The 25,560-nt window shown below is 61.1% G+C and carries 20 protein-coding genes; 7 read left to right on the plus strand and 13 right to left on the minus strand.

Annotated elements, in window-relative coordinates; genetic code table 11:
• Positions 1–106 precede the first annotated feature (106 nt).
• From NW858_RS11215 to NW858_RS11225, 3 genes are all read right to left on the minus strand, one after another.
• The gene (locus tag NW858_RS11215; protein WP_414333399.1) at positions 107–619 is read right to left on the minus strand and encodes a tetratricopeptide repeat protein; all 513 of its coding nucleotides are present in this window, start codon (positions 617–619) and stop codon (positions 107–109) included.
• A gap of 16 nt (positions 620–635) precedes the next feature.
• A complete protein-coding gene (locus tag NW858_RS11220) occupies positions 636–1,190 on the minus strand; it encodes a phycobiliprotein lyase (protein WP_414333401.1) in 555 nt (184 codons plus the stop codon).
• A 164-nt stretch (positions 1,191–1,354) separates the two neighbouring features.
• A complete protein-coding gene (locus NW858_RS11225; RefSeq protein WP_414333403.1) occupies positions 1,355–2,656 on the minus strand; it encodes a S41 family peptidase in 1,302 nt (433 codons plus the stop codon).
• Positions 2,657–2,844: 188 nt separating this feature from the next.
• Between NW858_RS11225 and petB the strand changes: the two genes are divergently transcribed.
• The 3 genes from petB to leuB all read left to right on the plus strand — a co-directional run bounded on the left by petB (position 2,845) and on the right by leuB (position 5,378).
• On the plus strand, positions 2,845–3,492 hold the full coding sequence (gene petB / locus NW858_RS11230) for a cytochrome b6 (RefSeq protein WP_414509919.1): 648 nt from the start codon (positions 2,845–2,847) through the stop codon (positions 3,490–3,492).
• Between the two features lie 75 nt (positions 3,493–3,567).
• Positions 3,568–4,080, plus strand: a complete 513-nt coding sequence (petD, locus tag NW858_RS11235) for a cytochrome b6-f complex subunit IV (RefSeq protein ID WP_414333407.1) — start codon at positions 3,568–3,570, stop codon at positions 4,078–4,080.
• Between the two features lie 188 nt (positions 4,081–4,268).
• Positions 4,269–5,378, plus strand: coding sequence for a 3-isopropylmalate dehydrogenase (gene leuB / locus NW858_RS11240; protein WP_414333409.1), 1,110 nt, complete (start codon positions 4,269–4,271; stop codon positions 5,376–5,378).
• Positions 5,379–5,437: 59 nt separating this feature from the next.
• Here the strand turns inward: leuB and dusB are convergent, their stop codons facing one another.
• From dusB to rnz, 5 genes are all read right to left on the minus strand, one after another.
• A complete protein-coding gene (dusB, locus tag NW858_RS11245) occupies positions 5,438–6,517 on the minus strand; it encodes a tRNA dihydrouridine synthase DusB (RefSeq protein ID WP_414348651.1) in 1,080 nt (359 codons plus the stop codon).
• A gap of 27 nt (positions 6,518–6,544) precedes the next feature.
• Positions 6,545–6,760, minus strand: a complete 216-nt coding sequence (rpsR, locus tag NW858_RS11250; protein WP_414333413.1) for a 30S ribosomal protein S18 — start codon at positions 6,758–6,760, stop codon at positions 6,545–6,547.
• 29 nt (positions 6,761–6,789) lie between these two features.
• Positions 6,790–6,984 carry a 50S ribosomal protein L33 gene (rpmG, locus tag NW858_RS11255; RefSeq protein WP_011430486.1) on the minus strand — a complete coding sequence of 65 codons (195 nt, stop codon included), beginning with the start codon at positions 6,982–6,984 and terminating at the stop codon, positions 6,790–6,792.
• A gap of 90 nt (positions 6,985–7,074) precedes the next feature.
• Positions 7,075–7,947 carry an RDD family protein gene (locus tag NW858_RS11260; RefSeq protein ID WP_414509921.1) on the minus strand — a complete coding sequence of 291 codons (873 nt, stop codon included), beginning with the start codon at positions 7,945–7,947 and terminating at the stop codon, positions 7,075–7,077.
• A gap of 47 nt (positions 7,948–7,994) precedes the next feature.
• Positions 7,995–8,951, minus strand: coding sequence for a ribonuclease Z (rnz, locus tag NW858_RS11265; RefSeq protein WP_414348666.1), 957 nt, complete (start codon positions 8,949–8,951; stop codon positions 7,995–7,997).
• A 141-nt stretch (positions 8,952–9,092) separates the two neighbouring features.
• Between rnz and NW858_RS11270 the strand changes: the two genes are divergently transcribed.
• On the plus strand, positions 9,093–9,449 hold the full coding sequence (locus NW858_RS11270; protein WP_414333417.1) for a HesB/IscA family protein: 357 nt from the start codon (positions 9,093–9,095) through the stop codon (positions 9,447–9,449).
• Here the strand turns inward: NW858_RS11270 and NW858_RS11275 are convergent, their stop codons facing one another.
• From NW858_RS11275 to NW858_RS11290, 4 genes are all read right to left on the minus strand, one after another.
• Positions 9,450–10,646, minus strand: coding sequence for a response regulator (locus NW858_RS11275; RefSeq protein WP_414520513.1), 1,197 nt, complete (start codon positions 10,644–10,646; stop codon positions 9,450–9,452). It abuts the gene before it with no gap.
• A gap of 10 nt (positions 10,647–10,656) precedes the next feature.
• Entirely contained in the window at positions 10,657–14,565 is a 3,909-nt protein-coding gene (locus NW858_RS11280) for a PAS domain S-box protein (RefSeq protein ID WP_414520514.1), read from the minus strand.
• Positions 14,566–14,718: 153 nt separating this feature from the next.
• The gene (locus NW858_RS11285; RefSeq protein ID WP_414520518.1) at positions 14,719–17,469 is read right to left on the minus strand and encodes a cation-translocating P-type ATPase; all 2,751 of its coding nucleotides are present in this window, start codon (positions 17,467–17,469) and stop codon (positions 14,719–14,721) included.
• Positions 17,470–17,711: 242 nt separating this feature from the next.
• Positions 17,712–18,062, minus strand: coding sequence for a hypothetical protein (locus tag NW858_RS11290; RefSeq protein ID WP_414333422.1), 351 nt, complete (start codon positions 18,060–18,062; stop codon positions 17,712–17,714).
• Between the two features lie 227 nt (positions 18,063–18,289).
• Between NW858_RS11290 and gltX the strand changes: the two genes are divergently transcribed.
• The 3 genes from gltX (at position 18,290) to NW858_RS11305 (ending at position 24,019) form a co-directional block, all read left to right on the plus strand.
• Positions 18,290–19,729 (plus strand): glutamate--tRNA ligase, encoded by a 1,440-nt coding sequence (gltX, locus tag NW858_RS11295; protein WP_414333424.1) that lies wholly within the window; start codon positions 18,290–18,292, stop codon positions 19,727–19,729.
• Positions 19,730–19,771: 42 nt separating this feature from the next.
• Positions 19,772–22,768 carry a GAF domain-containing protein gene (locus NW858_RS11300; protein ID WP_414520515.1) on the plus strand — a complete coding sequence of 999 codons (2,997 nt, stop codon included), beginning with the start codon at positions 19,772–19,774 and terminating at the stop codon, positions 22,766–22,768.
• Between the two features lie 162 nt (positions 22,769–22,930).
• A complete protein-coding gene (locus NW858_RS11305; RefSeq protein ID WP_414336653.1) occupies positions 22,931–24,019 on the plus strand; it encodes an isocitrate/isopropylmalate dehydrogenase family protein in 1,089 nt (362 codons plus the stop codon).
• Positions 24,020–24,044: 25 nt separating this feature from the next.
• Here the strand turns inward: NW858_RS11305 and NW858_RS11310 are convergent, their stop codons facing one another.
• Positions 24,045–24,971, minus strand: coding sequence for a D-isomer specific 2-hydroxyacid dehydrogenase family protein (locus tag NW858_RS11310; RefSeq protein ID WP_414520516.1), 927 nt, complete (start codon positions 24,969–24,971; stop codon positions 24,045–24,047).
• Positions 24,972–25,560: the final 589 nt, after the last annotated feature.

Raw genomic sequence — 25,560 nt, forward strand, 5'->3', positions numbered from 1 at the left:
CTCCCGCCAGCTTTTAACTGGGATCCCCATGAGGTGCCCTGCTGTTTTCTCCACAGCTTGCCGACCTGCCGCAACCTAAGCTTGGGGGAGTCTTATGTACCCCCATCTAGGGCAGCCAGGCCATCACGGCCAGCAGGGCAGAGAGGATCCCGATTAACGCCCAGGTGAGCGGCTTTGTATCCAACGGGGGAGCGGCTTCGCGAGGATCAAGGGAATCGCCAGATTTGGGGGAAGAGCCCTTGCGCTGAGATTGCCCATAGTCCAAGCGGTACGCCGGGGGGTCAGCTTCCTCGAGCCGGCTGAGATCGGGAATTTCGCTCAACCACTCCGCCGGACGCCGCAGACGGGGAGCTTGCCAGATGCCCAAAACATAGCGAGCCTGCTGGGCAACTTCTGGATCCGGGTTGCGCAGCAGGGTTTGGGCCAACCGGATGGCCTCCTGCGTTTCGCCAAGGGCTTCTTGGGCCAGGGCCTGCCAGAGCCGTAGCTTGCCCGACTGTGGGTAGCGGCTTTGGGCCTGCTTTATCTGTTCCAGCGCCTGCCGATAGTCTCCTCGCTCGAACTTCGACTGGATCAGGGCCAGGTGCTGGGTCAATCCCAGGTTTTCGGGAAGGGCCATCTTCGGGCTCCGCAGGCTAGGTCAGCTTCTGTTCTACTCCAAACCCCACCAGCAACAGCTCCTGCAAAGGCTGACCTTGAGGGGGGCGTCGGTAGGTGAGGATCTGCCGCAGGCGCAGACGAGGATTGAGTAGGGTGATGGTATCTACGGCAACCACGCGCGTGTAGGTGGTGGTCATCACCAGTTGCAGGGATCCAGGATCGAACCGGAAAACCGCCACCATCGGGCGATCTTCCTCATAGGCCCGATCCCGCAGATAGTCTCCCTCCAGACCCAGGGAGGTTTCTTGCCGAGGGACAAACAGCATGTTCAGCTCTTGCCCAGCCTCCTCCCCCGTTTCGGAAACCGTCTCAAAAGCCAAGTGAAAGCCCAAAAAACCATCCACGTTGTGGTTGGGGTAGTTGTTGTCGGCCAGCACCTTGTGCTTCAGCTCAGGGGTGAGGGTGCGAATGGTGAACTCGGTGCGGGAGCGCTCCACCTCGCCACGGTCTAGGTAATGGTAGGTGCGCTCGGTGCGCCAAGCCCCGATGCAGCAGTTGAAAAAGTGGTGGAATTGTTGGATGGCGTTCATGCAGGCGGGAGCGGACAAAGTCAGAGATCGACGCCGGAGCCGAGAAGTGGCCCAGGCAACTCTGCTCCCGATCCTAAAACGAATCGAAAACAAACAGGAGTCCCCATCCCGAATGCCAAAGATTGAGATCTCCACGGGGTGGAGACCTGGAACGCAATCCCCTCCTAGCGGCCTTGTGCCACCGGGATCCCCTGGGGCTGCCCCAACAGCTCCAGGGCTCGCTGAAGCTGGATGTCCTCCGGCCCGGCCAGGGTTTCTGCCGTTAGGGGAACGGATCCCTCCCCCACCACCACATCCGGCTGGATCCCCTGGTGATGGATGTTATGGCCGCTGGGGGTGAGGTACTTGGCCGTCGTCACCGCCAGCCCAGAGCCATCTGCCAGCTCCAGCAGGGATTGGATCAGCCCCTTGCCAAAGGTGCGCGTTCCCACCAGTCGGGCTCGCCCACTGTCCTGAAGTGCCCCGGCCAACACTTCACTGGCACTGGCGCTGCCCTGGTTCACCAAGACCACCAGCGGCGCCTCTGTGAGCACCTCGCCGGTGGCGGGAATGCTGTCTTGAATGCCGTGGCGATCCGTCACCAGCACGATGTCGCCCTTGGGGATCCAGAAGCGGGCGATCTCGATGGCCGCCTGTAAGAGTCCCCCTGGGTTGTTGCGCAAGTCGAGAATGTAGCCCCGCACCCCCTGAGCTTCAGCGGCCCGAATGGCTTGACGAACCTGAGCGGCAGCATTGCCGTTGAACTGGCTGAGGCGAATGTAGGCCACCGTTCCCTGAGGCAGCTCAAAAAAACGGGTGCGCACGGGGTTGATGGTGATCGACTGGCGCACCAGCTCCACCTCCCAAACGCGATCCTGCCGCTTCAGCTTCAGAGTAACCGGCGTGCCGCTGCGCCCCCGCAGCCGTTCGGCCACTTCGTCTAAGCTCAGCCCTGCCACCGGCACCCCATCCACGGCCAAAATCTCGTCCTGAGGTTGAATCCCGGCCTGCTCGGCAGGAGTGCCTTCCATAGGCGCAATTACCCGCACCGAGCCCTGCTCGTCGATGGCGATCTGCAAACCGACACCGCTCAGCTCCCCGGCTGTAGAGGTCTGCAAGCTAAGGTAGTGCTCTTTGTCCAGAAAGCGGGTAAAAGGATCCCCCAGCGTCGCCAACATCTCCTCAATAGCGCGGTAGGTCTCTTGCCGATCCTTCAGGGGCCGGGAGAGAAACCGTTGCCGCACCTGCCACCAGTTTTGCCCGTTAAACCCCGGATCTACATAGGCTCGATCCACATAGGCCCAGGCCTGCGCCAGCAGTTGCTGCTCTTCTCCCCAGCGACTGGCCTGAACTGGACAGGCATCCATGCCCAAACTCGCCCAGAGCAAACACCCCAGCAGAACAATGCGGATGCCCCAGGCCAACCTTGCTCGGATCCCCCACCATCTCCGATGGAGCCCTGTGTGTCTCAGCTTCTGCACAACCATCTATCCTAAAAAAGTTAAGAAATGTGAACAAAACACAGCATTGAAAAGTCGTCTGGCCTGTCGGGATCGAGATCTGGCTCCCAAAGCTGAGCCTTGCGTCAGGATGGTGTTAAAGAATTGTGTTAGATTGCTGAGTGGAGCAGGCCTGCCCTGCCCCCAAGATCCACTTTTCAAAAACTGCAGGCATCATGAGCAAAGTTTACGACTGGCTAGACGAGCGGCTGGAGATTACGCCTTTCGTCGACGACGCAACTGGGAAATTCATTCCGCCCCACGTTAACATCTTCTACTGCCTTGGCGGCATCACGCTGGTGTGCTTCCTCATTCAGTTTGCCACCGGCTTCGCCATGACTTTTTACTACCGTCCGACGGTGGCCGAGGCCTTTGAGTCGGTCAACTACATCATGACCCAGGTCAACTTCGGCTGGCTGCTGCGCTCCATCCATCGCTGGAGCGCCTCCATGATGGTGTTGATGATGATCCTACACACCTTCCGGGTTTATCTGACAGGAGGGTTCAAGAAGCCTCGCGAGCTGACCTGGGTGACCGGTGTGATCTTGGCGGTGCTGACAGTTTCTTTTGGCGTTACCGGCTACTCCCTGCCCTGGGATCAGGTGGGCTACTGGGCAGTCAAGATCGTCTCCGGTGTGCCCAGTGCGATTCCGGTGGTGGGTGACTTGTTGGTGCAGCTTATCCGTGGCGGCGAAGCTGTCGGCCAAGCGACTCTGACTCGCTTCTACAGCTTGCATACTTTTGTGTTACCCTGGCTGGCTGCGGTCTTCATGACCATGCACTTTCTGATGATCCGCCGCCAAGGGATTTCTGGGCCTTTGTGAGCAAAGTTTGTCTCTTGGCTCCGCAAACGGTGACCCTTTAGCTTCTGGTTCAGGATTTTTGCAAGGAGAACTCTCATGGCTATCTCAAAGCAGGTCATAGCGACTGAGGCCATTACCCGCAAAGTTGACCTAGACAACCCCAAGGTTGTAGCCAAGCTGAAGAAAAACATGGGCCATATGACCTATGGTGAGCCTGCTTGGCCCAACGATTTGCTTTTTATGTTTCCGGTGGTGATCCTGGGTACCATCGGTCTAATCGTCGGCCTGGCGGTCATGGATCCCGCAGGGGTGGGCGAGCCGGCGGATCCCTTTGCCACACCGCTGGAAATTCTGCCGGAATGGTATCTCTACCCCGCTTTTCACATTTTGCGTATTGCTCCCAACAAGTTGTTGGGGATTGCTCTGATGTCTGCTATTCCTGTCGGTCTTTTGTTTGTGCCCTTCATCGAAAACGTCAACAAGTTCCAAAATCCGCTGCGCCGCCCGGTGGCGACGACGGTGTTTTTGATCGGCACCTTGGTTACCCTCTACCTGGGTATCGGTGCCACTTTGCCCTTGGATAAGTGGGTCACCTTGGGCTTGTTCTAGAGCTTTAGCTTGAGGGTTTGCTCATCATTATTGTTATAGGGTGCAGCAGGTCAGTGGCCAGGCTGCACCTTATATCATCCCTGGAGAGAGCTTTTTGGGGGAGTTCTCCACAAACCTGTGTGCCAAGGGATGGCTGAGCCCGCCGAAATGGTAGTATTTCTACGCCATTGTCTTCAGCTTGACTGCTCATGAGCGCCGCAACTGCTCGAACCTATCGGATCACGGCCCTAGCCGGCGATGGGATTGGCCCAGAAATCATGCGGGTGGGGCGGGCTGTCTTGGATGCGGTTGCTGCCCAGATGGGGTTTTCCATTCAGTGGCAGGAGGGTCTGATCGGCGGGGCGGCCTATGAGGAAACGGGGGATCCCTTGCCGCCAGAAACCCTGAAAATGGCCCAGGAGAGCGACGCCGTCTATCTGGCAGCGGTTGGCGACTTTAAGTACGACACCCTGCCTCCTGAGAAACGCCCAGAACGGGCTTTGTTGGGCTTGCGGGCCGGCCTGGGGCTCTTTGCCAACTTGCGCCCGGTGAAAGTCTTCCCCCAACTGGTGGCGGCCTCTTCCCTGAAGCCGGAGGTTATCGCGGGGATCGACCTGGTGGTGGTACGCGAGCTAACAGGGGGCATCTACTTTGGTCAACCCAAAGGGATCTTCACAGATGCCAAGGGATCCCGGCGCGGCGTGAACACCATGGTCTACAGCGAGGCCGAGGTCGATCGCATCGCTCGTGTGGCCTTCGAACTGGCGCGCAAGCGGCGGCGCAAGCTCTGCTCGGTGGACAAGGCCAATGTCCTGGAGGTATCGCAACTGTGGCGGGAGCGGGTCAATGCCATGGCGGCTGAGTACCCCGACGTGGAACTTTCCCACCTCTACATCGACAATGCTGCTATGCAGTTGGTGCGCTGGCCCAAGCAGTTCGACGTCATCCTCACCGGCAATCTCTTCGGCGATATCCTGTCCGACGAGGCGGCAATGCTGACCGGCTCTATTGGTATGCTGCCCTCGGCCTCCTTGGGATCCTCCGGCCCTGGGGTGTACGAGCCGGTACACGGGTCGGCTCCCGATATTGCCGGACAAGACAAAGCCAACCCCATTGCCCAGGTGCTCTCCGGCGCTCTGCTGCTGCGTTACTCCCTGGAACAGCCGCAAGCTGCCGACCGCATCGAACAGGCGGTAGAGGCCGTTTTGGCACAGGGTTACCGCACCCCAGATATCTATTCCGAGGGAACAACCTTAGTGGGTTGCCGGGAAATGGGAGACAAACTGGTGGCAGCTCTGTCCCAGCAGCAGGCGTCGTAGCCTTGCAAGCAAGATTGAGATGCTTTACCCCCTCCCCCAAAAGGAGAGGGGAGCTACGCCTAACCCGCCTCAGGAAGAAGGTCGATCCCCTCAGTCGTTTCAAGCGCCTCTTCCGGTCGAGAGGTTGTTTCTTGGCAGCGCTCCATAGCTTGCAAAAGCAGGGTTTCCCCTTCTTGCAAGGTTTCGATGCGACAGAGAAGGGCGCGGAATTGAGAAGCCCCCACAAAATCTTTGATGTACCAAGTCATGTGCTTGCGGGCCTGTCGGATGCCACGTTCCCCCTTACACTCCCAGAGGCCCCGCAAGTGTTCTAAAGCCATTTGAATCCGCTCCAGGGGGGTAGGAGCTGGTCTTTCTTGGCCGGTTTTCAGGAAGTAATCGATTTCCCCCACCAGGAAGGGATAGCCCATGGTGCCGCGGGAGCACATCACCCCATCGGCGCCAGTTTCCTCCAGACACTTTACCGCCGCCGCTGGTGAGAAAATATCCCCGTTGGCAATTACCGGAATGCGCAGATGCTCTTTGACACGGCGAATCCAATCCCAACGGGCTTTGCCGTTGAACCCCTGAGCCCGTGTCCGGCCATGCAAAGTCAGCAATTGCGCTCCGGCCTCCTGCAGCCGGTGGGCAAAATCCAGAATGTTGATCTCCTGATCCGACCAACCCAGGCGAGTTTTCACTGTAACAGGTACGGGCACGGCTTTGGCCACCGCTTCCACAATCCGGGCTGCCGTGTCCGGCTCCCGCAGCAGGGCAGAGCCGCCGCCGTTTTTGGTGATCTTGTTCACAGGGCAGCCCATGTTGATATCTACCAAGGTCGCCCCCTCATCCACCGCCATACGGGCTGCTTCCGCCAAAAAGTGGGGTCGGCAGTCGAACAACTGAATGCCGATGGGCTGCTCCCCCTCCCCCACTTCCATAATGCGGGGTAGCTCGCGGGCATAGTGCAAGCCGGTCGCGTTCACCATTTCGGTGTAGACCAGGCTTTGCGGGGCAAAGCGGCGTACCAGCCCCCGAAACACTTTGTCTGTCACTCCCGACAGGGGCGCCTGAAAGACGCGACTAAAAATCTTCACCCCGCCAATCTCAAGGGGTTGGGCCATTCGAGCTTGCAATTGCGGCGAAAGCTGCAGGCTCATCGGGATCCGGAGAAAGCAACCAGCAACTTATCCTTCTTTGTTGACAAAGTAAAGTAGGCCCATGATGCGCGCCCGTTTGATGGCGGCGGACAGCTCCCGCTGCTGCTTGGCGGTCAGGCCGGTGATGCGGCGGGGCAGGATCTTGCCTCGCTCGGTTACAAATTTCTTGAGCAGCTCAACATCGGTGTATTTGATCGGCTCTCCCGGCTTGATGGGAGACAGGCGGCGACGAGCGTAAACCATAGGTCAGGGGAACGGTAAAGCGGCTTGAACTACTTGATCTCTTTATGGACGGTGTGGCGGTTGCACTTGGGGCAGAATTTCTTCAGCTCCAAGCGGGCCGTGGTGTTACGGCGATTTTTGGTGGTGGTGTAGCGGTTCACCCCTGGAGAACGCTTATTGACGTTGGTGCGGCACTCCGTACACTCCAGGGTAATGATGATGCGAGCACCCTTTGCTTTGGCCATGACGGATCCCAAGGTGGAGGAAGTAAAAGCAATTGGGAACCCCCAACCCCAGGGGTTGAGGCTGGAGATGGGTTCACCTCGTAAGCGCGATCACCAATTATCCAACTTTTCTTTGACGGAATCAACCCAGTTTTTGACTTGCTTGCCGGTTTGTTGTCTTAGGCTGCGGGTGTTCCGATCCACGTCCTTGCTCAGGCGCTGCATCTGCTGGGAAAGATCGCGCACTGCCTCGTTGCGTTGGGCTTGGCGCAACAGCTCGCGAGCGGCGGACTTGACGTCCTCGGCGGCGTCCCCCTCCAGGATGTCCTGCAGCAACCGCAGGGCTTTTTCATCCAGGTGGTAGCCCTGCTCCGATTCCACCACCAGGGTGCGCCCGGCCCGGTCGTGGATGCTCTGGCGTTTTTCCTTGTCGAAGAAGGCAAACAGCCCATCGGCCGCCAGGGGCACCAGCAGGGCTTCCGTGAGCACAAACAGGGAGAGCACCCCTTCGCGGGCCAGGGAGCGAACCAGGTGGGGCGGTGCCTCGGTTTCGGGATCCAAGGTTTTGAGGTTCAGCAGCCATTTGCCAAGGCTTTGGCCAGCGGGGCGGGATTGGAAGTAGCCGCGGTTCACCAGCCAGGTGGCGAAGAAGGCGATGTAGCCGGTCATGTCCACGGCGCCCGCATCGGCTCCCACCAGAGAAGCCAAGCCCTGCGCCAGGTAGGAGACCCCCAGCCCCAGCCCAAAATCCAGGGCAAAGGCCCCGATCCGTTTGCCCCAGGGGGCCAGTTTGGGCAGGTTTTCCTCGGCCTGGGGCGAGCTGGCTGCTTGGGAAGCCGGTCGCTCTGCTTGTACAGGAGGCAGGGAGGTTGCCGGGGGCAAGGCGCTGAAAGCTTGCCACTCGCTGGCGTTTTGATCCAGTTGCTCGGTTTTGGGCCGCTCTGGAAATGGAGGCCGTTCAGGATAGGGTCTGGGATCCGTCATCGCAGGTTGAGGCTGTCAGTCCTATCATTCTAGCTAGCAAGGCGGGTCTAGACCCCCACCGGCAGGGGAGCAGGGCTGCGGCGCGGGATCGCGTAGGTCATCCGATCCCGGGCCAGGATTGTGTTGGGAAAAATCGCTTGAGCTTCCGCCAGCAAGTCTTCTAGGGTGATGGGAGCTTCGGGGGTGTAGCGGGGACTGAAGTGGGTGAGGATGAGGGTCTGGGCCTTGGCTTCAGCGGCCACCCGCGCGGCCATGGCGGCAGTGGAGTGCTTGGCGCGCTGGGCCAGTTCGCGATCCGCTTCGGCGTAGGTGGCCTCGTGGATGACCAGGTCAGCAGCACGGGAGAGATCGACGGCGTTGCGGCAGAAGATGGTGTCGGTGCAGTAGGAGAGCTTGCGCCCTGGGATGGGATCCCCCACATAATCTCGCCCGTGGAAGTGGCGGCCCTGCCAGAAGATGGATTGCCCGGCCTTGAGCTGGCCGTAGAGGGGGCCGGGCGGGATCCCGTCGGCCTGAGCCTTGGCCACGTCGAAAGTGCCTGGCCGATCCTGTTCCACCACGCGGTAGCCGAAGGCGGGCACTCGGTGATCCAGGGGCGCGCAAAAAACCCAATATTCTGGATCCTGAAGAATGAGACCTGTTTCTACGGTGTGAACCCGGAAGGAATAGGGGATCCGCGTCTCGCTGTAGCGCAGCACCGCCTTCAGGTACTCTTCCAGGCCGGGGGGGCCGTAGATGTCGATGTGTTGGGGGGTACTGCCCAGGCCACAGGAGGCCAACAGCCCCGGCAGGCCGTAGATGTGATCCCCGTGCATGTGGGTGATGAAAATGCGGCGCAACTGGCTGGGGCGCAGCTCGTCTAGCCGCAACAGTTGGTGTTGGGTGCCCTCGCCACAATCAAACAGCCACCATTCCGACCGCTGCGGAAACTGCACCGCCACGCCAGAGACATTGCGCTGGCGGGTGGGCATGCCGGAGCTGGTGCCCAAGAAGGTAACACGAATGGCGTTGGGATCCGTCACAAGGGCAGAACGGTAAAGTTGAAGGAATGGGATCCCTAGCTTATCAACTGTTCCTGCCGCGCGCAGGGAAAAGGCGGCCCAAAACCCTTGTTAGGATGAAAAGTAAGTGTCAGCTTTCCCGCCATGATCACCTTGACCGAGAGCGCCATCCAAGAGCTAAAACGCCTGCGCAGCAAGTACGAGAAAGAGGGATCCCAGCCCATCCTGCGGCTGGGGGTCAAGCCCAGCGGCTGCTCTGGCCTCTCTTACGTAATGAACTTCGAGCCCCAGGCCAACCCTGATGACCATACCTTTGACTTTGGCGATATTCGGGTGGCAGTGGATCCCTTGAGCATGACTTTGATCCAGGGCCTCACCGTCGACTTTTCCGAGGATCTGTTGGGGGGCGGTTTCAAATTCAAGAACCCCAACGCGGTGGCTAGCTGTGGCTGCGGCACTTCCTTTGCCACCGCCGAAACTGCCGCTGCCGTCGGCCATTGATCACATCCTGCCGGACGACTCTAGGCTAGGCAGGCGGAGTACAAAACACGTCCACCCGTCCTTGCTGCTGACTCGAACGTGGCCCTTGAGATGCTCCACCCACTGCTTCACCAAAGCCAACCCCAGGCCGCTACCTGGCTGGGCCCAGGGATCTGCAGTGGGCACGCGGTAGAAGCGCTCGAAGAGGCGGGGCAGATGTTCCGGCTCGATCTGAGCGCTGTTGCCGATCTTAAACTCAACCCCTCCAGGGATTGGCTGAACCCCTATACGGATCGTGCCACCTGGCTGGGTAAACTTGCAGGCATTGTCCAGCAGTTCTTTGAGGATCTGGGTCAGGAGCTGCGGATGGCTGTAAAACCGCCAGGGGGAGGGGGGCAGATCCCCCACCTGCAGCGTGAGGGAGCGGGCCTGGGTGCATTGCTGCGCCGACTCGATCAAGCTGTGCCAGAGGTGGGTCAGGTCAATAGCTGCAACGGCAGAGCCCAGGTCTTTCCCTTCCAGGCCCTGCAGATCCAATAGGCGGTTGATGAGCTGGATTTCGGCCTCGCACTCCTGCAGGGCAATGTCCCGGTATTGCCGCTGCTTCTCGTTGAGGGGGGTGCGGCTCAGGAGTTCCAGGGCTAGCTTGATCTTGGTCAAAGGCGTGCGCAGCTCGTGGGAGACCGTGGCCAGAAAGTGGTCTTTGAGGCGGTTGAGCTGCTCTAGATCTGCCACCTGGCAGGCCAGTTGGGCGGTGCGCTCCTGCACCTTGGCTTCCAGTTCCTGGTTAAGCTGCTGCAGACGGCGCTGGGCCTGGTTGGCTTGCAGCAAGTGGCGCAGCCGCCGCTTCAAAACCGACCAGTGGATGGGCTTGGGGATGTAGTCGCTGGCACCGGCGGCAAAGGCCTCACTGACAAAGGCTTCGTCTTCTAAAGCGGTGACGATTAAAATTGGCATGTCGGGGTTTTGGGCGTGGAGGCGGCGGCAGCACTCAAACCCATCCAGATCCGGCATCACCGCATCCAGGAGCACCATGTCCGGCTGATGGCGGCTTACGACTTCTAGACAAGCCAAGCCGCTGTCCGCTTCCACAACTTGGTAGCCTTCCCGCTCCAGGGCATAGCGAGCCAAAAGCCGCTGGCTGGGATCATCGTCGGCAATCAGCAGCAGCGGCTTTTCCTCGGCTCCAGAGAAGCTCCCTCCCCGCCAATCTGACATAGGCTTGGCATTAAGCTTCTGCATGGGTACTGGCAACAGGAGAAGGCCCAGACGCGGCAGCCGATAACTCCAGGGTAACTCGCTGGTACTCGGCTTCCAACCGTTGCAAGGCCTGCTTCAGGGTATCCCAGTTTACAAAAGCGGGAGAGGGGTGGCGAGAGAGGTTCTCCAGCTCCTGACACATCTGAGCTAGCGACTTGGCCCCCAGGGTGCTGCTGCTGCCCTTGAAGCGGTGGGCCAGTTGGGCCACGGTTTGGGCATCTTGCCGCTCCAGAGCCTGGCGCAGGGATCCCAGCAGGGCCTGGCTGTCTTGCTGGTAGGTTTGCACCATCTCCTGCCAGTCTTCGGGGGATCCCAGCATGCTGCGTAGGCTGGCCAGGGTGTCGGGATCCAAGGCTGGCTCCGGTTTTTCTTCCGTGCAAGAAGAAGAGATTTCCTGCAAAGCGCGCTCCAGCACAGCCGGCTGCAGGGGCTTGGTCAGGTAGCCGTCGACGCCGGCGGCCTCGGCAGCAGCACGGCTTTCCAGGAAAGCATCGGCGGTGAGGGCAAGGATGCGTGGCTGGCGATCTGGGGGAAGTTCGCTGCGGATGCGGCGGGTGGCGGCCAGGCCGTCCAGCTCCGGCATGTGCAGATCCATCAAGACCAGGTCGTAGGCGCGCAGTTGCAGCGCCTGCAGAGCTTCCAGGCCGTTGGCCACGATGTCCGGCTGATAGCCCAGCCGCTCCAGCATTAGGCGGATGACTTTTTGGTTGACGGGGTTGTCCTCGGCTACCAAGATGTGCAACGGGCAGCGGCTGGCCAAAGGAAGCTGGGGTTCCAAGTTGGAAGTAACGGCAGGCACTTTTTCCTGGCAAAGCAGAGCCCGCAGTTGCGAGGCCTTGACCGGCTTGCTCAGGGCAGGAAAAGAGCCAGAACTTGCCAAAGCCGCGCTGCGGGCCACCAGCAGCAAAGGCCTCAGGGGGGGCTGCTCCTGCTGCAGAGCCTTGGCCAGGGCCAGTCCATCGCCGTCAGGCAGGCTGGTATCCACCAGGGCCAGGTCAAAAGTCTGGGCCTTGGCCAGGGCTTGGGCTTCTGCTGCAAAGCTGCAGGCCGTTACCTGCATCCCCCAGGCCTGGAGCAGGCGAGCCAGGAGCTGCCGTTGGCTGGCGTTGTCTTCCACCAACAAAACCCGCTTGCCGGCTAGAGCAGCATCGAGGGCTGGGGCTGCCAAGAGGGCCGGATCCGGAACACGCAGCGGGACACGGAAACCAAAGGTGGATCCCTGGCCCGGCTGGCTTTGCACCCAGATCTCTCCGCCCATCAGTTGACAGAGGCGCTGGCTGATGGCCAAGCCCAAGCCCGTGCCGCCGTAGCGGCGGCTAATGGAGCTGTCCACCTGGCTGAAAGGCTTGAAGAGGCGATCCTGCTTTTCCGGCGGGATGCCGATGCCGGTGTCTTGCACCTGGAAGCTCACCCACTGCTCCTGGGCCTCGACGCTTACCACCACTTCTCCCTGTGGGGTGAACTTGATGGCGTTGCTGAGGAGATTGGCCAGGATCTGGCGCAGGCGGTTGGGATCCCCCACCAGGCTGGCTGGCAAGCTGGGATCCACCCAGGCCACCAGCTCCAGATCTTTGCTCTGGGCTTGGGCGGCCATGAGATCCAAGAGCTCCTCCATGAGCTGGGGCAGGGAAAAGGGCGTTTCTTCCAGCTCCAATTTCTGAGACTCGATCTTGGAGAAATCCAAAATGTCGTTGATGAGGCTGAGCAGCACCTCGCTGCCGTAGCGGATGGTCTGCACCCAATCCCGCTGCTGCGGATCCAGGGGGGTATCCAGCAACAGGCTGGCCATGCCCATGATGGCGTTGATGGGCGTGCGGATCTCGTGGCTCATGGTGGCCAAGAATTCGCTCTTGGCGCGGTTGGCCGCCTCGGCAGCTTCCATAGCCGCCTTCATCTGCTCTTCCGTCTGCTTGGCCAGGGTGATGTCCCGCCCGGCGGCGTAGGCCAGGGATCCCGCCAGAGAGGCGCGCCATTCGATAAAGCGGTAGCTGCCGTCTTGGGTGCGGTAGCGGTTGACTAAGCCATCCAGGCGTCCTTCTTGCAGCAGCTTTTGCATCGCCTTCTGCGTGGCCAGCAGATCTTCCGGGTGCACCCATTCCCAAAAGGGGTGCTGCTGCAGCTCCTCGAGGGAACGGCCCAGAACAGTCTCCCAAGCAGGGTTGAGGCGGCGAAAATACCCCTGCTCGTCGGCAATGCAGAGCAAGTCCAAAGCTACCGAGAAGAATTGCTCCAGCTCTGCTTCGGCCTGCTTGCGGGCGGTGATATCGACGGCGGTAAACACCCAGCAAGGGATCCCGCGCAGCACCAGCGGCTGGACGAAGACGTCTTCCCAAAACTCCCGGCCATCCCGCCGTTGCCAGTGCCACTCAAAGCGGGCAGATCCCTGCTGGCGGGCCTGCTCCAGGTGAGGCTGCAGCGAGAACCCCCTTCCCTGCAGGGCCTGGCGATAGGGGGACTGCTCCAAAACGTCGAAGGCCCGCAGCTCCTCCAGGCTGGAAAATCCATAGGCGGCAAGGGCGCGCGGATTAGCCTCCAAGATCTCGCCCGTTTCGGCATGGCGAATGAGGATGGCCACGGCAGCATTTTCAAACAGGGCGCGGAACTTCTGCTCGCTCTCTTGCAGGGCTTGCTGCGCCTGCACCCGCTCCGTGATGTCGCGGATGATGAGCACCACTTCCTGCGCATTCAGAGGGGCAATGCGCACCTCCTCGTGGCGCACCTCGCCATCGATTTCCAGGCTTTGCTCGTAGCGCTGCAGGGTTTGGGTGGCCAGGGCTTGGCGAATATAGGCAAGCCGCCGCTCCGCCAGGTCTGGGGGCAGGAGTTCGTGGGGTGAGCGCCCCAGGTAAGTTTCTGGCAAGCCGTAGGGCCGCACCTCCCCCCCACAGCTCACTCCCAGGCAAACGCCCTGGCTATCGAGGTGAAAGATGAGATCCGGGATGGCCGCCAAAATAGCTCTTTGCCTTTCCTCGGCAGCTTTGAGCTCCAGCTCGGCCTGCTTGCGCTCTGTGATGTCCCGCACCAAGACGTAGAGCTTCTCGCTGCCGTGGGCAACGATACAGGCCCTGCGATACTGCCGCACCCCGCCTGGCAGCTCGATCTCGTACTCCAGGTATTCGACGCTCTGGTTGGCCAGAGCCCGCCTTCCCAGAACCTCGCATTGCTCCCTCAACGCAGCAGGCAAAATCTCCTGGAGCCGACGGCCAATGTAGTCCTCGGGGGGGCGCAGAGTGGCGAAGTAGCGGGGCGGCTTGCAGTCGAGGATGCGACCGTCGGCAGCGATCTCCAAAACCATATCCGGGATTGCCTCGTAGAGGGCGCGGTAGCGGGACTCGCTTTCCTGCAGCGCCTGCTCCCGCTCAACCTGCTCGCTGATGTTGCGGCTGGTGATCAGGATCCCGTCCCCCACCGGCACCACCTGGTGGTGGAGCCAACGGGCCCGCAAGCCCGGCTGGCCGGAGATGGGAAACTCCTCTTCCAGGGGGATGCGGGTTTCCACCACCCGCTTGTATTTTTCAAAAAAGCCAGCCGTGCGGTTGATGGGCAGCAGCTCGCACAGCCTTTGGCCGAGGATCTCCTCCCGGCGGTGGGAAATCAGCTCCTCCCCTTTGGCGTTGACATCGACGAAGACAAAATCCACAATCTCGCCGGTAAAAGGATCCCGCACCGCCTCCAACAGATAGATGGCATCCAGGCTGGCTTCCAGCGCTGCGCGGAAACGGGCCTCCGGGCTGGAAGTTGGCAGCGATCCCTTGAAAATGAGCTTGAAAACTCTCTTAAAGAGAGGGATCCGCCGCCGGAGCCAGCCAAGCCCTAGAAGTGCTCCGAGAACCAAAACAATCCCCCCAAGCATAAAGCTGGCCCAGCCCGGCAGCATTATCTCTATCCCCAGCTCTTTTCTGGTGGCGGCTGCTTCCAGCTTATCTTCTGGTTTCCGCAGAATCGCTCAGTTAAGTTGCGGAAAAAAGCTGCCCTACCCTGCCCTGGGAAAAAGCTTTTGGCAAAGGAGGAAACCATGGAAGCTAGCCGGTTAACGGGGGCGCCAGCGGCAGTAGAGTTTTTCCAGATCTACCCAGACCATCACTACTGTGCTAAAGCCGACGCAAATGAGCAGCTCAGTGAGGGTCAGTTCTTCTGTCCCGAAAAAGTCGCGTAGGAAGGGCACATAGAGCAGGGCCAACTGCAGCAGCAAAGTGGTCAACACCGCCCCCAGCAGGTAGGGGTTGGAAAAGGGGTTGAGCTCGATGGTCAGCTTGTCATTAGAGCGAACCGCCAGCGCATGGCCCATCTGGGCAATACACAGGGTGGTGAAGACCATCGTGCGCCAGTGAACGATGTAGGCTTCCACAATCGCCATCATGAGGATCGTCGCCAAGCCAAAGACGACGCCAATGCGCACCATGTAGGCGCCGAGCCCTTGGGCAAAGATGCTTTCTTTGGGGTTGAAGGGGGGACGCTGCATCACCCCCGGCTCCGCCGGCTCCATTGCCAAAGCCAGAGCAGGCAAGCCGTCGGTTACCAAGTTCATCCACAGGATCTGTAGGGGCGTCAGCGGCACGTCCTCTAGGCCCAGAAGGGGTGCAGCAGCCACGGTCAACACCTCGCCGATGTTGCTACCCAGGATGTATTTCACGAAGCGGCGGATGTTGCTGTAGACCACCCGCCCTTCTTCAATGGCCGCCACGATGGTGGCAAAGTTGTCGTCCAGCAGCACCATGTCGCTGGCCTCTTTGCTGACATCGGTGCCGGTGATGCCCATGGCAATGCCGATATCCGCTTGGCGCAGGGCAGGGGCGTCGTTGACGCCATCGCCGGTCATGGCCACAAACTGGTTTTGCTTTTGCAGGGCCTGCACGATGCGCAGCTTGTGTTCGGGAGCCACGCGGGCGTAGACGTTGACCCTCTGCACCTTCTCCATCAGCTCCTCAAAGCTCAGCCGGGAGAGGGTGCGCCCATCAATGGCCTGGTTCTCGGAGTCGAGAATGCCCAGCTCGCGGGCAATAGCGATGGCGGTGAGTTGGTGATCGCCGGTAATCATCAGGGTGCGGATCCCGGCCTGCCGGCAGCGGGCTACCGCTTCCCGCGCTTCGGGCCGAGGGGGATCGTACATGCCCACTAGGCCCAGCCACACCAGGTTGCGCTCGATCTCCTCCAGGTTCTCCGGGATCCGCTGCAACTGCTGAGTGGCCACCCCCAAAACCCGGATGCCCTGGGCTGCCAAGCGGTTGTTGGCGCCCAAAATGGCCTGGCGATCGGCTTCTGAGAGCATCTGCCAAGTTCCGCTTTTCTGGATATAGGTGCACTGCTCCAGCACCAGCTCGGCGGATCCCTTAACGTAGACGCGGTAGCTGCCCTCCTCTTGCACCACCACGCTCATGCGCTTGCGTTCCGAGCTAAAAGGGATCTCCTGCACCCGCGGGTGCTGCTCCTGCAAAGAGGCTTTCTGCAGGTTGGCCTTGGCGGCAGCCACCAGCAGGGCGGCCTCGGTGGGATCCCCCAGGATCGACCAGGTGGGGGCAGCGCCGCGCTGGGCTGAGAGATTGGCTTGCAACAGGGCATCGTTGCAGAAGACCACCGCCCTGAGAAAGGCCTGCAAATCGGGGGCACTCTGGGGATCAATGGGCTGGCCGCCGCAGTAGAAGGATCCCTTGGGAATGTAACCGCTGCCGCTGACCTGGTAGTGGCGCTCGGGGGTGAGGATGTCGGTGACCACCATTTTGTTTTCGGTGAGGGTGCCGGTCTTGTCGGAGCAGATGGTGGTGACGGATCCCAGGGTCTCTACGGCCGGCAGGCGGCGGATCAAGGCGTTGCGGCGCACCATGCGCTGGGTGCCGATGGCCAAGGTAACCGTGATGACAGCCGGCAGCCCCTCCGGCACCACCGCCACGGCCATGCTGAGGGAAGTTTCCAGCAGCGCGGTGAAAGGCGCCATGCTCCCGGCCTGGAGCAGCCCCACGATCACCACCAGCGCCACCAAGGCCAGGGATCCCGACACCAGCACATTACCCAACTGGCTCATGCGCCGCTGCAGGGGAGTGGGCTCGTTTTCTACCGTCTGCAGCAGCCTGGCCACCTTGCCCAGCTCCGTGTTCATGCCGGTGGCAGTAACCAAGAGGATCCCTCGCCCCTGCAGCACCTCGGTGCCCATAAAGGCCATGTTGCGCCGCTCGCCCAGCTCTGTGTCTTCGGGGAGGACACAATCAGCCTGCTTGGTGACCGGTACCGCCTCTCCGGTCAGGGCCGCCTCTCGCACCTGTAGGTTCACCGCTTCCGCCAAGCGCCCATCGGCTGGGATCTGCACCCCCGCTTCCAGCAGCACCCGATCCCCTGGCACCAACTGGCTGGCGGGGATCTCCTGCCACAGCCCGTCCCGCTGCACCCGCACGCTGGGGGAGGCCAATTTTTTTAGGGCCGCCAGCGCTTTTTCCGCCCGGCTTTCTTGCAAGTAGCCCAGCAGACCATTGAGGCCGACGATCAACAGAATGGCCAGAGCATCCTTGGGGAACTCGCCTTCCTGCAAGTCCAGAGTCGCTGAGATCGCCGCCACGGCGATCAGCATCAGCAGCATAACGTTGCGGAATTGGTCGAGAAAGAGCTGCCAGGCGTTGCGGCCAGAGGTGGAGATCAGCTCGTTGGGGCCGAATTCCCGCTGCCTCTGGATCACTTGCTGAGCGGTGAGGCCACGATCGGGATCGGTGTGCAACTTCTGGATGGCGGCGGCAAGGGGGAGGCTATGCCAGGCAGAAACCGAAGAAAGAGGGGATCCATCCGGTGGGATCATCGCGACCACTCGAGGGTTCTTGCCGAATTTTGACATATTCCCCGTCCCGGCGGAGCCGCTGTTGCCGGGCAACACTGCGCAAACAGCCCCTAGACAGCCGTTTGGGTTTTTCGGTGCTCTCGCCGCTATGCAAGCCAAAAGCCGCCCCACCGGCTTGCCTCCGCGTAGGGGCAGAACGGGGCTCCAGACCCAACTTTTCGGCCACAAGAGCGAACTGCTGCTGGAGCGAACCCTGGATATCTCTAGCGCAAGATTTCAGAATCCAAAACAGGCTCTGTCTGGGTGACGCGATAGTAGCCGGCCTGGGTACGAACCGAGGCCTGGTAGGGGCTGGGCAGATCCAGCGAGCGCAGGGGTGGGATGTTGGCGCGCTGGTTGAGCAAAGTGGTGAAGAAGGCGGTGGTTCGCCGGGCCTGGGAGCGCACCACCTCTTCAGGGAAAATCACTGGATCCACATCTTTGCCCCTATCTAGCAGGATCTCATCCAGGGCATCCCCCACTGGGTAGGAAGGATAGGCGATTTGGGCAAAAGCGGATCCAACCGGGATCCCAGCAGCTAGACAACCCAGAACAATGGCTAAGGCCAGACGCATGTGCCGTGATTCCTCCTACGCTACAGCTTGTTCCTCAACACCGGAAAAAAAGCGAGATTTGGGCGTTGCCCACCAACTTTTACCCCCGGGGAGCCTACCTGTTGACCGGCAGCTAAGGCGGATTCTACTCGACATGCCTCAATTGGCAACCACTTGCAGCCCCCAACATGACAAGGGATCCCGCCGCCGACTAGGATCAAGATGCTCTGCTTGGGATCCATAAGCCTGTGAGTGTTCGCGTTCGCCTTGCCCCCAGTCCAACTGGAAATTTGCACATCGGCACCGCCCGGACGGCAGTGTTTAACTGGCTGTATGCCCGCCGCCACGGCGGCCAGTTCATCCTGCGCATTGAAGACACCGACCGCGAGCGCTCTTCCCCCCGCTACACCCGCAACATTTTGGCGGGGCTGGCCTGGCTGGGGCTGGACTGGGACGAAGGGCCCATCTACCAATCCAACCGCATCGCCCGCTACCAAGCGGTGGTGCAGCAGCTTTTGGAACGGGGGCTGGCCTACCGCTGCTACGTCAGCGAGGCGGAGCTGGAAGCAATGCGCGCCGCCCAAAAGGCCGCCGGCAAAGCCCCTCGCTACGACAACCGCCACCGCTTTCTCACCGAGGAACAGCGCCGCGACTACGAAGCCGAGGGCCGGCAGCCGGTGATCCGCTTCAAGATTGAGGAGCCCCTGGAGGTGTCCTGGGTGGATCTCATCCGCGGCCCCATCACCTGGAACACCCAGGACTTGGGGGGGGATATGGTGATCGCGCGGGCGGATGGCTATCCTCTCTACAACTTGGCGGTGGTGGTGGACGACATCGACATGGGCATTACCCACGTCATCCGCGGCGAAGACCACATCGGCAACACACCCAAACAGATCTTGCTCTACCGCGCTCTGGGGCATGAACCGCCGCAATTTGCCCATTCCCCCCTCATCCTCAACCCAGAAGGGAAGAAGCTCTCCAAGCGGGATGGGGCGACCTCGGTAACAGAGTTTCAGCAAATGGGCTTTTTGCCGGAGGCCCTCAAAAACTACTTGGCTTTGCTCAGTTGGTCGCCCCCAGATGGGGAAGAGCTTTTCTTGTTGGAAAAGGCAGCTACACAGTTTGACTTCGACCGGGTCAACCGGGCCGCTGCTCGCTTCGATTGGGACAAGCTCAACTGGATCAACAGCCAGTACATCAAGCAGCTCTCGCCGGCAGAATTGGTGGAGCGGCTGACGCCCTTTTGGCAGGCGGCGGGGTTTGACCTGGGATCCGTGCCGGATCCCGGTTGGCTGGAGGATGTGGCTCGCCTCGTTGCCGAGGGCATCGACCGCCTGACCGAGGCCCCTCCCCTCAGCCGCTTTTTGTTTCAAGAGCCCCTTAGCTATACCTTGCCAGCTTTGGAACAGTTGCGCCTGCCGGGGGTGGCGGAAGCCATGGCGGCCACGGCGGCCACGTTGGCCGCTGCCGAGTTGCCCCAGCCCGTTGCCGCAGACAGCCTGAAGCCGCTGGTGGAGCAAGTAACCAAAAGTCAGGGCATGAAAAAGGGCTTGCTGATGAAAAGCTTGCGGGCCGCCCTGACAGGGGATCTGCAGGGGCCGGATTTGATGGCCTCTTTTGCGCTGCTGCAGCGGCGGGGCTGGGCTTTGGGGCGGCTGGAGGCGGTGCAGAAGTTGGTTGCCTGACTGAAGTTTTGAGTTTGCTCAAGTTTTTGATTGCTTGCTGCTATGCCTTTGCAGGCTTGTGTCGATCCAGATTCCTCGTTGTTGATCCAGCTCCAAGCTGCCAACCAAATCGTCCAGGAACTGGTGCTTCTCTCTTCCCAGGGATCCTCAGAAGCGGCAGAGCCGGAGGTGCTGGAGCAGGGCTTGCGCAGGTTGGCCCAGACCCTGGTGCAGCAGATGGTGAGCCGCTTGGGCGTGGCCTCCGCCCGCCTTTGGTTTTTCGACCCGCAGGAGGGCTGCTTTCAGTCGGTGGCCCATGCCGGCCTGGTCAGCCCTGCCCACGATCAAATTGAGCGGATCTACCCCGATGACAGCCCTATGGGGCGTGTGGCCCAGCAAGGGTTGCCCCTCTTGAGCAACAACCCGGATCAAGAAGCCTGGATGCCTGCCCCGGAGTGGGTGAGGGCTAATGGCCTGCGGGGCTTTGTCGCCCACCCCATTAACCGCGGGGAGGAGCGGCTGGGCGCTTTGGCCCTGCTGAGCCGGATCCCTCTGCAGGCCAGCTTTGTGGAGGTGGTAAAGTTCCTCTGCTCCTATACGGCCAGCGCCATCATCAATGCCAAACTGCTGGAGCGCAGCCGCCGGCAGGCGGTGCGGGAGGCGTTGCTCAACCGCATCACCAGCACTGTTCACCGCTTTTTGCAGTGGGATCAAATCGTCAGCACTGCCCTGAGGGAGCTACAACAGGCCTTTCTCCCGAAAGGCGTGCAGGGGCTGAGCCGCTGCTGTTTTTACAGTCTCAACCCGGACCAGCAGACGGTTCAGGTCACCCACGAAGCCCTGAGCCCTGGACTAGCCCCTTGCCTACGAGAGGTGTACCGGATCCAAGACTTTGGCTCGCTTTGCGAGCGCTTGCGGGCGGGGCAGGTGGTGCAAATCGCCCTGCCTCTGCCGCCGGATGGAGATCTCCTGCCGCCGGCGGGGCTGGCTGCCTTCCAGGCGCTACAAGCTCGCTCGGCGGTGCTGATCCCGGTGCAGTCGGTGGGAGCGGAGATCGGCGGGAGGGATCCCTATAGAGGACGGCCCGGTGTGCAGGGGGGGATGATCGGGTTACTGGGGGTATACATCACTACACCCCATCCTTGGCAGCCGGAGGAGATCGACCTGTTGCGCTCGGTGGCCTATCAACTGGCGATTGCCCTGACCCGTTCCAGCTTGTTCGAGCATGCCCATCAGCAGACGGAACGGCTGGCGCTGTTGCACTCGATCACAGCGGCGATTCGCTCCAGCCTGGATCCCACCACCCTCTTCCACGCGATCACCCAGCAGATCGGGGCGGCTTTTCAGGCGGATGTGTGTATCTTGGCCCTTTGGCAGCCGGAGCAGGAGCTCCTGTGCCCCGTGGGCCTCTATGCGCCGCAGCTTAATCCGTCCGTTCTCGTGAGCGGCACGGAGTCCTCGTTGGATGCCCTGCTGATGGGATCCCCAGAACTCTCGGAGACAATTCAGGCCAGGTTGCGCTGGGCAGCCGGTCTGTTGGCCACCTTGAAGGAGCCGGTGGTGGTGCCGGATGACTTGCAGCCGCAGCGGCAGGGAAGTGGGCTGTTGTGGGTACCTTTGTATGACCATCCGCAGCGGCAGCAGGAGCTGTTGGGGGGGATTGCCCTGCTGCGCGGCTCCCGGATCCCTTCTCCTTGGCAGCCGGAGGATCTGGAGTTGGCGGAAGCCGTGGCCGAGCAGGCAGGGATCGCCCTCAAGCAGGCGCAACTGTACGAGCAGACCCGCATCTCGGCCCAGCGGGAAAGCCTGTTGCGCCAGCTCGCCCAGCGCCTCAGCGGCACCTATGATCCCCAGCAGGTGGTGCAGATTGCCCTCGAGGGTATGGCAGAGGCTTTGCAGGTGGATCGCTGCGATTTTATCGCGCCCCCTGCAACTCCGCAGCCTTCATCTGCTTCTCCCCCAGAGCCCCTGGCCATTCACCAGGAGTATCGTCGTCAGCCGGGGATCCCTTCCCAGGTGGGACAGACTCTGCCCCCTGAGCTGGGCCAGCTCATCTGGGCCAATTGCTACCGCCAGCTAGACACATTGCTGATTGCCGATGTCCACACCTTCCCGCTGCCTGCCCACACACGCCAAAGTCTGCTCCAGAACGGCATCCGCTCCCTGCTGGCTGTGCCGATAGTCACCGATGCTCGCCAGGTGGCCGGGGTGCTCTGTGCGTTCATGCCGTCGGTTGAGCCCGGCAAAACCGCCGATGCCGTCGGACTTGCTCCCGGAGACGCGGACTTGGTGAACGCGCTGGCGGACATTACGGCAGTGGCCTTGCAGCGGGCCTCCTTCTACGAGCAAGTTCGCCGTCAGGAGGCGACAGCAGCAGCTTTGCGGGGTCTAACCGAGGGGCGAGAGGCGGAAAGTCGTCGCTTGGCCGCCGATCTCCACGACCAAACCTTGGCGGATCTGGGAGCTTTATCTCGCCAGATTCAGGAGCTCTCTGGGGATCCAGCCGTTGGCCCCGCTGTCCAGACCCAGTTGCAGGCCATGAGCGCCCAACTGAGGGAAACCATGGCCGAGTTGCGGGGGATCGTGGAAGATTTACAGCCGACGGCCATGCGGGCCTTTAACCTGGGCCCGGCCCTGCGCAGCCTCCTGGAACGGGCCGCCCAGCGATCTCCGCATCCCCTCCTCACCCGTTTCGACAACCAAGCCGATGGCCTGCTCTCCCGCCTCAGCCCCGCCTGCCAGAGCAACATTTTCCGCATCGTGCAGGAGGCCCTCAACAACATCGTCAAACATGCAGGGGCACGGCGCATCGATCTCATCATTCAGCCCCGGCAGGATACTCAGGCTCTCTGCACCCACTTGGAGCTGAAGATCATCGACGATGGCTGCGGTATGCCGGAATCCAAGGGTGGGGCCGATCCCATGCCTGGCCATGGACATGGGCTGCTCAACATGCGCTACCGAGCCGAGTTGATCGGGGCCGCCATTGCCTGGCGTAACCGCCGCTTCGGCAGTGGCACGGTCATGGAGCTGCGGATTCCCTTGCCCCCGACTCCCTAATTTCGTCCCCGGCCCCGCCCATTGACAAGGTAGCGGATGCAGCATTTTCGCTCTCAACCTGTTCTATAGTCATTGAAGCCTAGGGGATCCCCGGTTATCTGACCTATCTATGGGGGGATCCGCCGGCAAGACGGAGTTTTCACGCTGCGAGGAGAAGCATCGGTGGCCTATCGTGTGACTTTGATTCCTGGGGATGGCATCGGCCCGGAAGTGACCAAGGCGATGACCACGGTTTTGGAGGCTACCGGGGTTGGGTTGGAATGGATCCCGGTAGAGGCAGGGGTGGAGGTGATCGAGAAATACGGCACCCCCTTACCGCCCCACGTATTGGAGTCGATCCGAGAGACCAAGCTGGCCATCAAAGGGCCCATCGGCACTCCCGTAGGCACCGGCTTTCGCTCGGTGAATGTGGCCATCCGCAAAGAGCTGGATCTCTACGCCAACCTGCGCCCGGCCAAGTCCATCCCGGGGATCAAAAGCCCCTTTCAAGACATTGACCTGGTGGTGGTGCGGGAAAACACCGAAGATCTCTACGCCGGGATCGAGTTTGAGCAGGGCACACCGGCAGCCATCCAAGCGCGGGAAGCCATGATGCGCCTTTCCGGCAAACCCATCCGCGAGGGATCCGCCATCGGCATCAAGCCCATCTCAGACTTCGGCAGCCGCCGCATTGTCAAGTTTGCCTTCGAATACGCCCGCCAAAACGGCCGCAAAAAGGTAACGGCCGTCCACAAAGCCAACATCATGAAGTTCACCGACGGCCTGTTTTTACAGGTGGCGCGGGAGGTGGCCCAGGAGTACCCCGACATCGAGTTTGAAGATCGCATCGTGGACAACATGTGTATGCAATTGATGCAGAAGCCGCAGCTCTACGATGTGCTGGTGCTCACCAACCTTTACGGGGACATCATCTCGGATCTGTGCGCCGGCATGATCGGCGGGCTGGGGGTGGCGCCAGGGGCCAACATCGGGGATGGCATTGCGGTTTTTGAGGCCATCCACGGCTCGGCGCCCAAGTATGCCGGCCAAAACAAGGTCAACCCCTCTGCCCTTATCCTCTCCGGGGCCATGATGTTGCGCTATCTGGGCGAGCGGGAAGCCGCCGCGAGGGTAGAAGCGGCAGTGCAGTCGGTCATTGCCGAAGGCAAATACGTCACCTATGACCTGGCGCAAGGGGATCCCGTCGGCACGCAAGAGATGGCCGAGGCCATTGCCGCTCGCGTGCAGGAGATGGCCCCCCGCGAGTCCTAGCTCCCCTCTCCCAAGGGGTGAGGGCTCAATAGCCCAAAACCGGATCCACCACTCCCAGCAAGGGATCCCCCAGCCGAAAGCGGCGCACATTTTCCCGCACCCGCTCGGAGAGGGCAGGAACAATCATGGCGTCGGTAATGGCTGTGTGGGGGGTAATGAGGCAATTGGGCAAGCTCCAGAGGGGATGCCCAGCCGGCAAGGGCTCAGGATCCGTGACATCCAAGGCGGCCCCGCGAATCACCCCCTGTTGCAGAGCGGCCACCAAGTCGGGGGTCACGATGTGTTTGCCTCTTGCCACATTCACCAGCCAACACTGGGATCCCATCTGCTCCAGCTCCCGCCGGGCGATGATCCCCTCTGTTTCCGGGGTGAGGGCCAAGGCCAGGATCACCACATCCGCCCCTGCTAGCGCCGCCTGCCGTTCTGCCAGCGTCACCACCCGGCTGGCTCCTGGCAAGGGATCCGCCCTGCGCCGCACCACGTCAACGGAGCACCGGAAAGGCTGTAACAACTGGATCAGCGCCTGGGCAATGCCCCCCGCCCCAAAGATGACCACGCGGCTGCCCCAGAGGCTGGTGCCGGATCCCGCCTGCCAAGTCTGAGCCAAAGCGCGGATCTTCAGATCCCGCAGGCCGGCCAAGGTGAGGGCCAGGGCATGTTCGGCCACCGCCTGAGCGTACACCCCCTTACCGCAGGTCCACACATAGGCGGGATCCAAAACCCCTGCCTGGGCAAAAGGTTCCACCCCTGCCCAGGGCAACTGCACCCAGCGGATCCCCTTTCCTTCGGCAAGACACTGCTTGAGCTTGGGCACGTCAAAGGCATCTGCCCACACCAGCGCCTCCGCTTCGGCCAGCGGCACCAGCTCACCACCCCCTGCCAAAACGGCCTCTTGCAGCCAAGGACGCAGATCCCCAGGTTCGACGGCAATACGCCTGCCTTGGATGCCCATCGGAGCGCTTGAAGAAGACTTTCCCTTTGCCAGGATATCGCCGGCAGAAGGGGAAAAGCCTCAGGGGTCGGCCATCGACGGCAACTGTTAAGGGATCCCAAAGGGAGGATGGGAAGGGCTGCCGGAATCGCTAGGTTGGGGACTGGTGCCCTCGGTTGTTGTTCTTTGTGCTGTCATGAGCCTTTCTGAGTTTTTAACCTTGGTGCTGCTGCTCTTTCCGGGCATTTTGCTCTCTTTAATTTTGATGGCCACCTTTGCCGCCGGCGGATAGGGGCTACCACAAGTGTCGTCGGCTGGAGGAGTAGTCATTATCAAATAGCAAAATCAAATAGCAAAAAAACGTTTCTCTACGTTGTTATTGCTACGCAACGCTGTCGCGAACGCACCACCCTAACTCCCCTCTCCCTCAGGGAGAGGGGTTGGGGGTGAGGGCCTCAGGGAGAGGGGTTGGGGGTGAGGGACGCTCAGGGAGAGGGGCCGGGGGTGGTCGCGTGAGCGGCGCGAAGCGCTTGGGTGCCTCTGGGAGAGGGGCCGGGGGTGGTCGCCTATAGCAGCCTGGAGCGCTCAGGTGAGTGGCAAAGTGTCTTAA

This window comes from Synechococcus sp. H55.10 (assembly GCF_047502715.1).
Classification (GTDB): domain Bacteria; phylum Cyanobacteriota; class Cyanobacteriia; order Thermostichales; family Thermostichaceae; genus Thermostichus.